We start from the raw sequence: 13352 nt of genomic DNA, 5'->3' as shown, positions 1-13352 counted from the left end.
GCCAGAGAAGCAGGGCGGTCGCAAGGGAATCCAAGGGATGGTGGGGCAATGCTGATACGGACACTGATGGTAGGGATCACGATCTTGTGGGGGATCTGGGCGATTCCGGTGTGGGCACAGTCACCGTTGGGACCGGAGCGGTGGATGGTGGCCTCCGGGATGGGGGGGTGTGGGGAGGTGTTTTCAATAGTGGGTGAGGTCAGCGACCTCCCGAAGTGGTCCGGTCCGGAAGAGTTCGTCAATGCACTGCGGGGTAAAGGGTATCAAGTCAGTACGGTGACGGCGGAGTACGAAGGGCGATATTTGGTGAAAGTGGTGGTTCCCGCCCGTCATGTCGATACGGTTTTCCTACCGTTGAGTCTGTGCCGAAAGATGTTTCAAGAGGAGCTTGATCGGAAGCGCCGATAGGGGCCTTCAACTTCGCGAGCGTAATACTAAGTATGGCGTTCGATAAGGTCGGTCATTTTGTGTTGGGCCAGGTGGTCAAAGCAAATCCTGACAAGCCTGGCTATTTGACGTTGATAGGAGGCACGGACCGGATGGCGGTGCTGCCTCGGGTCTGTGCGGATGGTCCCTACCGGGTTGGAGACCGGTTTTATGCCTGTATCAAATCCGTGGAGGGACCGTATCCGATTGTCTCCCAACGATCGGGCCATTTTATTCGCCGCGTCGCTGAACTGTTGTTTGCCCCGGTGATCGCGGAGGGGCGTGTGGATGTGAAGGCGGTGGGGACAGTTCAGCATGCGGAGTTCGTCAAGATTGCTGTGGGATCACCGACGGGAGATGACCCCATCAGGTTATGCCTGCCGTATTTGCGAGAGTTTGGATCCTATTCGCGGTTACGTCCGTGTTTGGTGCTCTACAGTGCATCCCCCGAAGAATTTATCAAACAAGCGTTGTTGCCGGCTCCCCTTGGTGAGGTGAAAGGAATCACGGTCGACCGTCGTGCCCATGAGGCTGAGGTCCGTGTCCCGGCAGCAGTGATGCCACGATTTCTTGGGAAGGCTGGCTTGAATGTGGCCGTCGCAGGCCGAGTTACCGGGTTTTCGATTCGGTTGGCCAGCTTATAGGAGGACTATGAATAATCAGTCACCACAGAGTTCCGGTTCACCGAAACACGACAATGGGGCTGCCGCCAACGCGAAACGCAAAAAGAAAACGCCTGAGGAGCGGATCGCGCTCAACCGGGAGCTCCTGCAGCAGTATGGCAGTCTCATTGTACTGCCACGATCATTTGAAGGTCGCATTCTCATTCGCATGGTGTACCCACTCAATAAGGCGATCCCGCGGTTACGGCGAGATTTGGGTGTCACTCGTACTGTAGCGGAAGTCTTAGCACTCCTGGAACCTATTCAAACGTGGAGTAAGCAAGCGGCCGAATGGCTCCGGGCTTCTGGTGGCGAGCTCGTGTTGCTCACACCGGCGTTAGGAGAATCACTGGTGGAACGGAAACGGATGGTCGCTGACCCACGTGCACATGTGGTGGTTCCTCAAACGGAAGAAGTCCGTGCAGTGGTTGAACAGATCATTCGGATGGATCGCGTCTTGGTTGTGTTGCGCACGATCAGCATGGAGCAGCTCCGTAGCGACTCGCGTCTATCCGAAGCGCTCACGTTGGTACGGGAGTTAGATCGGGTGGTGCGTGGAGTGTGTGCGACGGTGGACGTGGATTATTACGAGCCGCGTGAACTCCGTGAGCCTCAAAAACCTCGAGTGGCAAAGATTGGTGCTGAGTTGGAAATAACGTCGAAGGATGACGTCACGATCGGGTCAACAGGTTCGAGTAATGGTCGGCCGAGAGTTGTGCATCGAGGAGCGTCTACATAGGGGGCGGGAGCACCCTGAACTTTGTAAGGAGGATTCTATGCAGGTTGCTATGAAGATGATGATGACGGGGGTTCTGTGTGCTGGGGCGTTGAGCGGGTGTGTGTCCAAATCCGCGTACGATCAACAAGTGGAGCAGAACGAGCATTTGAGGTACGTGAAGACAGAACAGGATATCGAACGGGACGGGTTGTCGTCTGATGTGCAGGCCTTGCATCGAGCCTACTCGCAGCACTCACTTCGTGTCACCGGGTTGGAGTCGACGGTTCAACAAACCTTGGTGGATGTGAAGGCGCTGCAAGCTCGACTGACTACCGTGAGTCAGGAATTGGCTCTTCAGCGGGTGGAGTTTGGCAAATTCACGGGCCAGTCTCAAGAAACGTTGGAGTTGCTTCGCACAATGAGTGAACAGCAACAAGCGATGAATGGAACGATCTCGGGGTTGGGCGCTAAGGTCGAAGTGTTACGGAAGCAGGCGCAGGCGGTTGCAAAACTCTCTCGGCCGGCTGAGACGAGTGACGCCAACAAACATGAAGTTGGCTCTGAGTCGGATGGAAAAGGGAAGGGGAAGGGGGCTGTTGAGCGGGCATTGGAGCAGAAACTCGGGCAGGCTTCGACTGTTGTGCCGCCATCGAAAGTCATCAGTCCAAAATTGGAGCCATCTCCTGTGACTCCTGCCACGGTGACTACTGGTAGTTCTCCGGTTACGGGGAGTGTGGGGGAGAATCCTTCTGTGGTTGTCCCTGCAACGGTCTCCCAAGCTCCTGTTGTCCCCACCGCTCCAGTGACTGGGACAGATGGTGCGGTGACTGGTCCGAAGGATGGGGCTCCATCGGCAGCCGTCGCGGTTAAGCCTGCTGAGGTGACGACCCCTCCGACCACATCAGCACAGGTGACGGATAATGGTGGGCAATCGCCGCTGTTGACGACTTCGACGGTGGCTGTGCAACCAGCTACGAAGCAATCGTGGACGGATTGGGCCAAAGAAAAGATTGGCTGGAAGAAGCCCGTGCAAACCGCGGCACAGGCACCGGAAGTTGGAGAGAAACGCTAGACATAAGGGAATACGAGCAGGCGGAGAGGCGGTGGTGATGGTGCGGCGCATTCTGACGGTGATGATCGTTATGGCTGGAATCGTACCGGTCACAGGGATAGCTCTTGCTCAAGTATCTTGTAGCGGGATTACCGATCCCCTGCAGAAAGCTCGCTGTGCGATGGGGAATATCCAGTCGACCGGCGCGCTGGATCGAGGGACGGTGAGCGGCCGACAGGGGGCGGTGCCACAGTATGGTGGGACCTCGGGGTGTATGGACGCCTCCTGCGCCGGTTCATCTGCCTCTGGGTACTATTCCGACACAGGTGATGTCTCGGGCTTAAATAATGCGGCGGGAAATGCCGCGGCGTCGAACCCGAATGCGTCCCGAGTGCAACAAATGGGGGTGGATGCTGGAGGGTGGAATTTAACGACAAGCGCTCCTGTGACCACGGCCAATACGACTGCGAGTTCGATCACTCCGAATCCCAATGTCAGCACCTGTACGGATGTGACGATTTGCGTGTCCTGGACACAGGCCCCGCCGTCGACACAAACCTGTAATCGGCCAGGGAGTGGTCAACTGACCTGTCAAATTCAGGTGACGAATAGCATCAGGGAAGTCCCGATCACGGGAGGCCCGGGCGGGTCGGCTGGTTTCTGTGTCGATCATTATATGTATGTCCGGGTTCTGAATCCGTCCCCGGACAGTTATGTCATGCAGTGGTTGGGCACTGGTCCCGGTGGAGTATTTGGTGAAAATTGCGGGGGGATCGGTTGGCGGACCTTTGCCAGCTTTTCTTTCACGCCACCCACGCTTGATCCCGATGAGCAAATTGTCCTCGTCAACTTCAGTGTCAATGTGTCGATCGGTGGGCAATGTGGTGGGACCTCGTTCTCGATTTCATCGGGCCAGGTGCTCGCCATTGTGTGTGGAGCGTCAGGAGCGCAATCAGGGAGCGTTCAAGCTACGAGTTGGAGAAAGTCGTGGGTCATTCGGAAAGACGTGATCAACGATCAGTGCGCCGGAGTTCGTGCGTCCGGGTGGGTACGGATGTCCTCCGTGGTTCTTGATGATGCCCCCCGAACGGTGACGCTCAGTGACGGGACCGTCCAGACGCTTCTCCCGCCAACGGTGGCGCCGGCGAGTGGGGCATGGGTACGTGAAGAACAATGGGGCTTTTCGAGTTTGACAACGGACACCTGTGCCCCGTTGTTGCAGGCGGGGTGCTTTGATGTGGCCTCCACCTGTACGACCCCCATCCCGGGCGGATGCGATACCTACTCGGTGACGGTGCAGTGTGGAGGTGGCACCGTCTGTGCGCAACAAACTGTGGTGCAACAATGCACTTCCTGTGGCGCACCAGGGAGTTATGTCCCGTTTTGCATGGATACGAGCACCCCGCCGAATCAGAACTTCCAGATTGCCGCGACAATGTTGGCGATGGTCCAAGCGGTGCAGGATGATTTCGATAAGGATCAATTACGGATTTTCACAGGTACACCGAAGGCCTGCTCGTATTCCACGTTGGGAACCTTGATTATCGATTGTTGTGCGGACGATCCCGATCGAATGTTGGGGACGTGTACCGATGTGGAAATATCATTGGCTGGTGATAAGCGGGCGCAGCAGGTGGTCTTGGTCGGGAACCATTGTATTGAGTGGTGGAGTGTGGGGTTTGCTCAGATTTGCGCGCGCCGGGCTGATGTGTATTGTACCTTCCGCTCAAAATTAGCACGGATTATCCAGGAACAAGGGAAACCGCAGTTGGGGCAGAATTTCGGGACACCCGATGCCCCCGATTGTGATGGGTTTACGTTGAACGAATTCGCAGCGCTGAACTTCCAGACGATGGATTTCACAGAATACTTCTCGTCGATCACCACAAACTATGATCAAGCCGCCGTCGCGGAATCGTTGCGTCAAAAAGCCTGTGCTATGAATCCGGGCGCGCCAGGCTGCTGAGATTAGAGGAGGGCACGATGCTGTCAGAGGACCGACCCTATTTACCCATGTTCACCCTCGGGGAGTCTGGAATTTATAGCATCAACAATGAACCGCAACTCTGTGAACCCTTAGGCTTGGTCTTTGTTCATAAAACGCAGGGGATGGGCTGGTTGCGGGACATCATGGCACGGGTGCGAGATTTTATCGGGGGCGGAGTCCGGAGCTACGATAAGCCGGTGCAGAATTATCTGATTCTCCCTGCCCTCCGTGAGCTCAGTGACATGGCATATGAGAAGTATGGAAATCCAACGGCTATCATGGGACTCGATTTCCAAGTGGAAACAGTTTCGGCTAAGGGGATGTCGATGAAAAGTATTACCGTTCGAGGGACCGCGGTACGGTGGTGTGTCGTGGAAGGTCTTCCGGTGATAGCTGCGAAGCCACTGCCGGTACAGGTAATGCTTCCGGCTGTGGCTTAGGCCAAAGAGTTCGGAACATGAGGGAGCGCGAGATGCGATGGTGGCTGGTGTTTGGCACCATTGTGATTGTGGTGAGCATCCCGTCGCTTGGTGTGGCAAAAGGAGAGAAGCAGACTATGCGCACGCAGGTGGAGGGAGGTTCACACCCATTTCATGCCTGTCTTGAAGAAGCCGCCACTGCCTATCAGCTTCCCTCGACACTACTGCGAGCGATTGTTCAGGTCGAGAATGGGAATTGGGACCCGCTGGCGGTGTCGGTGAACCAGCATGGTAAGGGCATTCGCCAAACAGTCCGTTCAATGAACGACGCTATTTCATTGGTCACGCGACTGTGGAAACAGAATGTGAACTTTGATGTGGGGCTAGGCCAAGTCAATACGCGGAATATGGAGCGATACCGTATACATCCGATCTCTCTCCTCGATGGCTGTGCCAACCTGAAAGTGTCGGCTCGAATCCTCAGGGAATCGATCGAGCGTCATGGGTATAACTGGCGTGCGATCGAACGGTATAACGGGATCAATCCGCAATATCCCTGGAGAGTCAAGAAGGCCCTCGACCAACTCCGTTGAGAGAGGAATGACGATGGGACATTGGTATGCCGGTCACGTCGTGCGATCGGGAGTGCGCCGATTGATTCAGTTATTGGAGAAGTCTGGCGCCTCGGACATCCGGCGGATGGCGGATGAGTATGTGGTCTGGCACGGACAAGAAGAATGGATCCCAATGATACGGACCTGTGCCGGGGTGCGGCAGGTGCTGCCCCTGAGCATGGAGGAGGTTGCAGGATTGCAAATGGAGCGTGTCATGCCGTCGTGCCCTGAGATTGGGGAAACGGTCCGTGTGCCGTGCGGAGCGATGCATGTCGTGGGGCGGATAGATCAGATTAGCGATGGGAAAGCCACTATTGTCACAGCCTTGTTTGGCCGGCCGACCAAAATGGTGGTGGCTCAGGAGCAAGTCCAGGCCGTGGAATTGCCGGAGGCGTGGCGATGAGCCGCTGGGTGCATACGGTACTCGATCGGATCCGGCAATCCCTACTGGTCCGCCTGCCGCAAAAGATGGCGACGTCGGTGAAATGGATGCCGCTCGTCAAACCTTCTCCACTCGTGATTGCGTTAGAGGATTTGGCCCCCGTCTGGTTACGGCATAATCAAGACTTTCGATCAGCTCATGGGAGTGGCTTGCGTCCTATTGGGACACCGGCGGTCACGATGGAGGAAGCCCTGGCGCCGGCAGGGGCGACCGTGGTCTCGGCGATCCTTCGTGGACGTGAGGAGGTGGCATCGCCTGGAAAGGAACCGGTTGTGGTGAGTGCAGTGCCAGCGGTGGTAGCGCCAAGGACGCCCATCACGAAACGCGCGGCCGCATCCATCTTATTGCGGGACTTTATCCTGCCGTATCAGGGTCTCCTTGAGCGGCAGCAAGTTCTGGGGCCGTTGGTGACGATGATTGACGTGTTGGAAGAATATGGAGATTGCCCGTCGGTGGTGTTGGAGGCCAAAACGCAAGATGAAGAGGTCGCGGATCTCTATTCGATTCGGGATACGCTCGCGCAAGTGAATTTGCGGGATCACACGCAGCGTGTGACGAAACACGGACTGGCCGAATTGATGAGCCATTACAAAGATCCCGAGCCGCTGATTCCCAAGATGCTGATGTCATGTCTTGGGCATGATCTGGGAAAGATTCCGGTCTTTCGAGCCTCTGGTATTTACTCCATGCGCGATCATCCGGCGATCAGCGTCATGAAGATCCGTGAATATTGCGAGAAGGTTGAAATCTTCTGGATCGACGAGGTCTGTGAGGCCATTCAAGGGCATCATCGCTTGGTGAAGGATGCGTTTGCCACGTTACTGAAAGTGGCAGACGGCCGTGCTCGCGAAGAAGAAGTGGCGTATGTGACGAAGACCCTGGAGATCAAACGCTGGGACGATTGGTTTACGACGCCAGAGTTTCTCGCCCTGCTTGAGCCGCTGATCAACATGGGCGGGACGGACAGTACGAAGAAAGGGGAATGGGCGGCGGTGGCGAGTGGCGGGATCGTGTACTGTCAGACGCGGGCGTTGTACGGTGTCGTGAAGGAACTCGCGCGACAGAAGAAAATCGTGGACATTCATTTATTGCGGATGTCCGACCGTGATCAAGTCTTGAATCAACTGGCGGTCGTGTTAGGGATGGCTGGCGTGTTGGCAGAGTCGATCGGAGAAGGGTTTTCCGGACGACGGTATAAGCTCCGCCTGAAGACCAAGAAAGAACTGCCGATTTATGCCGTACCCATTCTGGAATCGGCCTTTGCGACGACGCCCTCAAACCTGGAACAGCGGAAGACAGGGTTTTTTAAGTTGATCGAGGACATCGTTCACTAAGGGATGGGGCCCTTGCTCATGAATATCAGTTTCCACCTGATTCAGCCGGTCTCAGCGAGTTTGTTCGAGTATTTGGACCCGCTGAATTACATGAGCGAAGAGGCGTATCGCCACATGTGGATGAACTTCTTTAACTTGATGTTTCACGGCACTTTGGCCCGGATCGGCGCCGCGCTGTGTCTGTTCTATTCGTTCTGGTACGGGACCTACAAGCAGAAGTTTGGACTCGCGGTGTTGTTCCTCGTCTTTACGACCTGCTTTGCGTATTTTGGGTCGGTGGCTCGCACGTTTGGACTATTGGGAGAATAACCGATGGAAGGTGGAGGGGGAGGGATTGCAGGGAAAGGGAATCCAGGGCCGCTGTTCCCTAGCACCACCCCACGGGCCAAACCGAAAAGCCTCCTCGAGGCGATCTCTGACATTGAGAAGCTGTCGGCGGTCGAACGGACGGGGATGGAGATCCCGCCCCATTTTCTCCTGCTGAACGAGAAGTTTGGGTATTTCGACGTCGGGTTGAAAGGGGCCTGGGCCGACATGTTGGTCAACATCATTTTCACCCCGATCAGTGTGGGGGTGATCGATCGCGTGATTCCGATCTTCGGCACGCATGATCCTACGGTGACCGATCAGGTCTTTTCTCTTCTCATTGGATTGAGCTACACCCTGGGCATCAATATTCTGTTGGCGTTTAACTTAGGCGCGTGCTATTTCGGCAAAGTGTGCCGCAATGCGATCTGGCAATTGTACGGCGGGTTTGTCACTGGCAGTATTCTCAAGATGCTCTTGATCTTCGTGGTGTTTCATTTCCTCTATTGGCGGATTACCCCGGACATCATTTCCAACGTGCTGACATCAACCTATTTTGTGGTTCATGGGATTTTCACCGTGGAACAATGGGATCATCTGTTCTACTTCCTGGTCGACTTTCGCAATCTGCTGTTTAAGTCCGGCATTTTCATTGTGATCAGTACGATGGTGTGTCTCACTCTTCCCGGGATATCCTTCCTGCTTGGCTCGCGACGGGCCCATCGTGAAGATGAAATGCGCCGGCAATATGACGCGATCTAAAGTGGATGGGAAATATGCTGAGACCCACTTCAGCGGGAGGCGTGGCGCTTTCTAACATGGCCGATCAACCTATGATGCGTTCTCACCGGCGGGTGTCGGTGTGTGCACCCATCACCTATCAGGTGGGGAACGAGGAAGGGGAGGGAACCGCATGGAACCTCTCCCGGTGTGGATGCCAATTCACCGGCAACCTCTCCTTACGGGAAGGGACATTCTTCTCGTTCACGCTTAGTCTGTCGACATCGGAACGGGTTTATGTGGCGGCCGCTTGCGTGTGTTGGACGGATGGAACAAACCATGGGGTTGAGTATCTCGTGATCGATGATGAATCGGTCGAGACACTGGCGGCTTTCATCGATCGTGAAGCAGCCGCTGTCAGGAATCGAGACGAATAACACCTGTGGCTATAGCATAGCGGTTCATTGCGCCGCTTCTTTGTCTTCGATACACTTCTCCGTCATGTGTGGACGGTATACCGCAAACTGCGGCGCCGGACGTCATTATTGCACCGCCACAATGTGTGGGAGTGCTACGGGTGAATCATAAATTTGCCTCCTGAAAATACGTGATGCTTCGATGTTGCATGCAATAACTGTCCGGTCATTGCACGTCAAGCGGCGATGGACTTAGCTTCCAAGCTTTCCTAGAATACGCCTCCCTGCGAGGTCCCCATGCCCCTCTCGTTTCGCTCTTATCGTGGTTTCCCCTGTGTAAGGCGCTGTGATGAGTATCTCTGGTATGTGCGTCAAACGACCGCTTTCGACCGAGGCTGTGTGAAAACTCTTACGCAGTTCGATTTTGCATGATTTCAGGGGTCCTCAGACCATTACCCGGCTCGAAATAATCGAATACAGGTCATTCTGAGAGGTCGATTTTCTTTGACGCCAATTCTTTTCGCGTTTTCACACAGCCTCGACCCAAAGCCGACGTCCACGACCGACCGCTATCAGGTGGTCCAATCGTATGATGGCACCATCGGGATCCCAGGGGTGTTAACTTCCCGAACATCCCCACTACACCCCCTGTCAAAATCCCCATCTGAAATGCCAGCCCAACGTTGGTCGATTTCTCAAGGAATTTGACTTATGCTGACGCTGTTCCAAAAAGAAATGATTCTGATTGTAATAGTCCGTCCTTCAGCCGGACAAAGGAGTTGAGCCAGAACCAGACACGCCGCACATCGTGGTTGGCGTGCACATAATGGAGGTGTGAGATGGCAACGCAGTCGAAGCTCATTCTGGTGACGGGTGCCACGGGACAACAGGGGGGAGCCGTCGCGACCGCGCTGTTGGCGAAAGGGCAGAAAGTTCGTGTGATGAGTAGAACCCCTGAGAAGGCCTCCGCACTTGCTAAAGCTGGTGCGGAAGTGGTCAAAGGGAATTTGACCAATCCCTCAGATTTGCAGGCGGTGCTCCGAGGCGTGCACGGGGTGTTTGCCATGTCTACCCCTTTCGAGGCAGGGATGGAGGCGGAGGTGCGCCAGGGGGTAATGCTGGCGGATGCCGCGAAGCAGGCTGGCATCACCCATTATGTCTATACGTCCGTCGGGAGTGCGCACCGCAACACGGGCATTCCACACTTTGAGAGTAAGTGGAAGGTGGAGCAGCACATCCGGCAGATTGGATTGCCGGCCACGATTCTGCGGCCCGTATGGTTTATGGAGAATTTCACCACCTTTGCGAAACCGTCTGTGCAAGGGGTCTTGTTGCTGCCCATGAAACCGGCTAGGAAGCTGGCGATGGTCGCGCTCAAGGATATCGGCGCGTTCGGTGCGGCCGCGTTCCTGCGTCCGAACGATTTTCTTGGACAGGCCATTGATTTGGCAGGAGATGACCTCACGATGCCTGAAGCTGCCGCACTGTTGACAAAGGCGATAGGTCGACCAATCCGCTTTCAGGAGTTCCAGATGGAGCAGGCCGAGGCGGCGATGGGTCATGACCTCGCCACGATGTTTCGGTGGTTCAACGAGGTTGGCTACGCGATCAATATGCCTGCGTTGAAACAGCAGTTCGGGATGCCGCTCACCACATTTGTAGAGTGGAGTAAGACGGTCGACTGGGCGAAAGTGTGAATGATAGACACCAAGCAAAGGATCAAAATTTCCCACAGCGTGCGGTCAGGACCGCAACTGGTAGTGAACTGGGAGACTGAAATGACGATCGCCGCTGACCTCTTGCAACGACACTTCCAGACACTCGTCGAAGACAACATGCAATGGCAGACGCTGATCGCCGATGATATTTTGTGGGAACTTGCCTACGCGCCTGCCATCGGCCATCCAGCGCGACTATCGGGAAGGGAGGAGGTGGTGCGTCATGTCACCTGGTTCCTGAGAGCGGTGGAAAATTTCCGTTTCTTCGACCTCAAGGTGTATCCCTTCGCGGATCTGGAAGGGGCAGTCGCCGAAGTCAAGGCGGAGGGGCTCATCAAGCCGACAGGACGAGTCTATCACCAGGATTATGTGCTGTTCCTGCGTGCTAGAGGAGAAATAATTGCGTTCCTACGCGAATATTTCGATCCTACGCGTGCGGCCAAGGCGCTCAATACGCCGATCCTCGATCTCGAACCTTAGTGAGAAACGCACCGACATACGTGATTAATTCAATCCTTACTTGCAACCCCCTATGATCCATAAACAGTTCTTTTAGACCCCTTTGATAGCTACTATTTAGCTTCAACTATATCCATAGAATGGCGTCTCGTTCTTCACAACGTTTTTGACGGGCTTCCAGACAGCCAGTCTTGTCTACCACTATCTTGTCATCAGTCGAGCGGCAGCCTCCGGCAAATCGCTGGTTGCCGCTCATGGTAAATCGGCAAGCAATCTCCTCACACCGACCGAGCCAGACCTCAGTGCGGGATCTTCGCGCCAAGCACGTCGACGTGCTCGATCTGTGGCGGTTCGGCAAGCAACTCGGACGCCTTGGCCATCAGTGCTGCCGCGATTGGGCCAGCCAAATGTGCCTTGCGGCCTGCATCATCAGCAAAGGCATCGAAGATGCCAAACGTCGCCGGTCCCAATCGCAGGGCAAACCAGATCGGCGTCGTGGTTTCCTGATTCGCCAAGGTGAGCCCGTTTTCAAGAAAGCGGGCGACATCCGCTTCTTTTCCTGGTTTGGCTTTCAATCGCACGAACAAAGCAACTTGCACCATGGTAGTCACTCCTATTTGAGGTTAAACCGCGTGAGTGAAATTGTAGGGATGAGTGACGATCTATTCTAGTGGCAGAAGTGACAATTATGGTACAGTTCTCGCCATGCGAATTTATGTGCTCGCTCTGAATGAAGTCTTCGACACCGGCTTAACTACGCTGCTCGACACGTTCGGAACGGCGAACGACTTGGCGGAATCCGCTGGAACACCTTCGACACGTTTCGATGTGACGGTCGTGGGTGTCCGTTCCCGCGTATACACCAGTCACGGGCTGTCTGTGCCTGTACGGTCGGCGGCACGACTTGCGCGCCCGGATGTCGCGCTTGTGCCGGCGCTCGGGGCGAAGATGCCGGACACATTGCGAATTGCGCTTGAACGGCGAGACATCACGGACGCGCAAACACTCCTTCGTCGCTGGTCTGGCAGCGGCGCGCTGGTGGGTGCTGCCTGCACGGGAACATTTGTCCTTGCTGGCACGTCGCTGCTCAACGGCCATCGTGCGACGACATCATGGTGGCTCGCCCCATTCTTTCGTGAACGGTACCCGCATGTCATACTCGACGACTCGCGAATGATCATGAGTTCATCTCGGTTCGTCACCGGCGGCGCAGCGCTGGCACACCTCGATCTGGCATTATGGCTGGTGCGTCGACGCAGTCCCGCGCTGGCGGCGCTGACTGCTCGCTACCTGCTGGTTGACCCACGGCCCTCGCAGGCGGCGTTCATGATTCCCGACCACCTTGCGCACTCAGACCCGCTCGTCGAACGGTTCGAGCGATGGGCACGGAGACAGCTCGCTGATGGTTTCTCGCTCAGCAAAGCGGCTCACGCAGCCGTGACAAGTGAACGCACCTTGGCGCGTCGCCTGCAATCCGTGCTGGGTAAGTCCCCGCTTGCTTATTTTCAGGATCTTCGCGTCGAGCGCGCGGTGCATCTGCTACAAACGAGTACGGCCAGTGTTGATCAGATTGCCGCTCAGGTTGGCTACGCAGACGGAGTGACGCTGCGCACACTCATTCGTCGTAAGATCGGCCGCGGCGTACGCGAGCTACGTGCACGCGACTGATCAAGCCCTTCCCGGAGAGTCGATTGTGCTCATTTTGTGCTCAACCCCATCTCACTCCAACTCATTCCAGCCTACTCAAGCCAAAGTGCGTTTTTTCTCCAACTCTTGGCTCTCATTGGCTCCAGTGAGTTCCAGTTGGCCTGAGTGGGTCTGAGTAGGCTGGAGGTGGATGTCGAAGGCGCTTTCCTAAACCACGGGTTGTACGGGCAAGTCTGTTCCAGAACCATCTGATTGCTGGACGGTGGCGAGGTCTTGGTCACATGAGTTCGAGAACATACAGAAAGACTTGTGGGCAGGTGTCGTGTGCACGGACACGCGTGCGAAGGATCTGTTCTACGATCCTCCTCCCACACCAGCAAACTCATCCCCAATCCAGCCAAGCGTCGCGCAAAGTGGGCACCATCTTTAATGA

The 13352-nt window shown here is 55.6% G+C and carries 16 protein-coding genes; 15 read left to right on the top strand and 1 reads right to left on the bottom strand.

Annotated elements, in window-relative coordinates:
• The first annotated feature begins 48 nt into the window (after nucleotides 1-48).
• The 14 genes from H8K04_20955 (at nucleotide 49) to H8K04_20890 (ending at nucleotide 11293) form a co-directional block, all read left to right on the top strand.
• Entirely contained in the window at nucleotides 49-408 is a 360-nt protein-coding gene (locus tag H8K04_20955; GenBank protein UVT18150.1) for a hypothetical protein, read from the top strand.
• Nucleotides 409-440: 32 nt separating this feature from the next.
• Nucleotides 441-1070 (top strand): hypothetical protein, encoded by a 630-nt coding sequence (locus tag H8K04_20950; protein ID UVT18149.1) that lies wholly within the window; start codon nucleotides 441-443, stop codon nucleotides 1068-1070.
• A 7-nt stretch (nucleotides 1071-1077) separates the two neighbouring features.
• Nucleotides 1078-1827: a hypothetical protein gene (locus H8K04_20945; protein UVT18148.1), complete on the top strand. Its 750-nt coding sequence runs from the start codon at nucleotides 1078-1080 to the stop codon at nucleotides 1825-1827.
• 37 nt (nucleotides 1828-1864) lie between these two features.
• A complete protein-coding gene (locus H8K04_20940) occupies nucleotides 1865-2878 on the top strand; it encodes a hypothetical protein (protein ID UVT18147.1) in 1014 nt (337 codons plus the stop codon).
• A gap of 37 nt (nucleotides 2879-2915) precedes the next feature.
• Complete coding sequence (traN, locus tag H8K04_20935) at nucleotides 2916-4823, top strand: conjugal transfer protein TraN (protein UVT18146.1); 1908 nt, start codon at nucleotides 2916-2918, stop codon at nucleotides 4821-4823.
• Between the two features lie 17 nt (nucleotides 4824-4840).
• Nucleotides 4841-5284 carry a heavy metal-binding domain-containing protein gene (locus H8K04_20930; GenBank protein ID UVT18145.1) on the top strand — a complete coding sequence of 148 codons (444 nt, stop codon included), beginning with the start codon at nucleotides 4841-4843 and terminating at the stop codon, nucleotides 5282-5284.
• A 32-nt stretch (nucleotides 5285-5316) separates the two neighbouring features.
• Nucleotides 5317-5856: a transglycosylase SLT domain-containing protein gene (locus tag H8K04_20925; GenBank protein UVT18144.1), complete on the top strand. Its 540-nt coding sequence runs from the start codon at nucleotides 5317-5319 to the stop codon at nucleotides 5854-5856.
• A 13-nt stretch (nucleotides 5857-5869) separates the two neighbouring features.
• Nucleotides 5870-6280, top strand: coding sequence for a hypothetical protein (locus H8K04_20920; GenBank protein UVT18143.1), 411 nt, complete (start codon nucleotides 5870-5872; stop codon nucleotides 6278-6280).
• A complete protein-coding gene (locus H8K04_20915; GenBank protein ID UVT18142.1) occupies nucleotides 6277-7653 on the top strand; it encodes an HD domain-containing protein in 1377 nt (458 codons plus the stop codon). The genes H8K04_20920 and H8K04_20915 overlap by 4 nt, the downstream gene beginning before the upstream one ends.
• Nucleotides 7654-7671: 18 nt before the next feature.
• A complete protein-coding gene (locus tag H8K04_20910; protein ID UVT18141.1) occupies nucleotides 7672-7962 on the top strand; it encodes a hypothetical protein in 291 nt (96 codons plus the stop codon).
• A 3-nt stretch (nucleotides 7963-7965) separates the two neighbouring features.
• Nucleotides 7966-8721, top strand: coding sequence for a hypothetical protein (locus H8K04_20905; GenBank protein ID UVT18140.1), 756 nt, complete (start codon nucleotides 7966-7968; stop codon nucleotides 8719-8721).
• Between the two features lie 14 nt (nucleotides 8722-8735).
• Nucleotides 8736-9116 (top strand): PilZ domain-containing protein, encoded by a 381-nt coding sequence (locus H8K04_20900; protein ID UVT18139.1) that lies wholly within the window; start codon nucleotides 8736-8738, stop codon nucleotides 9114-9116.
• 818 nt (nucleotides 9117-9934) lie between these two features.
• Nucleotides 9935-10792: an NmrA/HSCARG family protein gene (locus H8K04_20895; protein UVT18138.1), complete on the top strand. Its 858-nt coding sequence runs from the start codon at nucleotides 9935-9937 to the stop codon at nucleotides 10790-10792.
• Between the two features lie 81 nt (nucleotides 10793-10873).
• A complete protein-coding gene (locus H8K04_20890; protein UVT18137.1) occupies nucleotides 10874-11293 on the top strand; it encodes a nuclear transport factor 2 family protein in 420 nt (139 codons plus the stop codon).
• A gap of 278 nt (nucleotides 11294-11571) precedes the next feature.
• On the opposite strand, the gene H8K04_20885 is transcribed toward H8K04_20890, so the two are convergent.
• Nucleotides 11572-11874: an antibiotic biosynthesis monooxygenase gene (locus tag H8K04_20885; GenBank protein UVT18136.1), complete on the bottom strand. Its 303-nt coding sequence runs from the start codon at nucleotides 11872-11874 to the stop codon at nucleotides 11572-11574.
• A 103-nt stretch (nucleotides 11875-11977) separates the two neighbouring features.
• Here H8K04_20885 and H8K04_20880 point away from each other — a divergent pair, with 103 nt between their 5' ends.
• Nucleotides 11978-12940, top strand: coding sequence for a helix-turn-helix domain-containing protein (locus tag H8K04_20880; GenBank protein ID UVT18135.1), 963 nt, complete (start codon nucleotides 11978-11980; stop codon nucleotides 12938-12940).
• Nucleotides 12941-13352 lie beyond the last annotated feature (412 nt).

Origin of the sequence: Nitrospira sp. (assembly GCA_024760525.1) — a bacterium.
GTDB lineage: Bacteria > Nitrospirota > Nitrospiria > Nitrospirales > Nitrospiraceae > Nitrospira_D.
Note: the sequence above shows the minus strand (reverse complement) of the source record. Positions and strands in the feature narration are given on the sequence as shown.

Bases quoted from the DNA above. Each gene is read 5' to 3' on its own strand.
- H8K04_20955 (UVT18150.1), top strand. From the start codon at position 49: ATGCTGATACGGACACTGATGGTAGGGATCACGATCTTGTGGGGGATC.
- H8K04_20950 (UVT18149.1), top strand. From the start codon at position 441: ATGGCGTTCGATAAGGTCGGTCATTTTGTGTTGGGCCAGGTGGTCAAA.
- H8K04_20945 (UVT18148.1), top strand. From the start codon at position 1,078: ATGAATAATCAGTCACCACAGAGTTCCGGTTCACCGAAACACGACAAT.
- H8K04_20940 (UVT18147.1), top strand. From the start codon at position 1,865: ATGCAGGTTGCTATGAAGATGATGATGACGGGGGTTCTGTGTGCTGGG.
- traN (UVT18146.1), top strand. From the start codon at position 2,916: ATGGTGCGGCGCATTCTGACGGTGATGATCGTTATGGCTGGAATCGTA.
- H8K04_20930 (UVT18145.1), top strand. From the start codon at position 4,841: ATGCTGTCAGAGGACCGACCCTATTTACCCATGTTCACCCTCGGGGAG.
- H8K04_20925 (UVT18144.1), top strand. From the start codon at position 5,317: ATGCGATGGTGGCTGGTGTTTGGCACCATTGTGATTGTGGTGAGCATC.
- H8K04_20920 (UVT18143.1), top strand. From the start codon at position 5,870: ATGGGACATTGGTATGCCGGTCACGTCGTGCGATCGGGAGTGCGCCGA.
- H8K04_20915 (UVT18142.1), top strand. From the start codon at position 6,277: ATGAGCCGCTGGGTGCATACGGTACTCGATCGGATCCGGCAATCCCTA.
- H8K04_20910 (UVT18141.1), top strand. From the start codon at position 7,672: ATGAATATCAGTTTCCACCTGATTCAGCCGGTCTCAGCGAGTTTGTTC.
- H8K04_20905 (UVT18140.1), top strand. From the start codon at position 7,966: ATGGAAGGTGGAGGGGGAGGGATTGCAGGGAAAGGGAATCCAGGGCCG.
- H8K04_20900 (UVT18139.1), top strand. From the start codon at position 8,736: ATGCTGAGACCCACTTCAGCGGGAGGCGTGGCGCTTTCTAACATGGCC.
- H8K04_20895 (UVT18138.1), top strand. From the start codon at position 9,935: ATGGCAACGCAGTCGAAGCTCATTCTGGTGACGGGTGCCACGGGACAA.
- H8K04_20890 (UVT18137.1), top strand. From the start codon at position 10,874: ATGACGATCGCCGCTGACCTCTTGCAACGACACTTCCAGACACTCGTC.
- H8K04_20885 (UVT18136.1), bottom strand. From the start codon at position 11,874: ATGGTGCAAGTTGCTTTGTTCGTGCGATTGAAAGCCAAACCAGGAAAA.
- H8K04_20880 (UVT18135.1), top strand. From the start codon at position 11,978: ATGCGAATTTATGTGCTCGCTCTGAATGAAGTCTTCGACACCGGCTTA.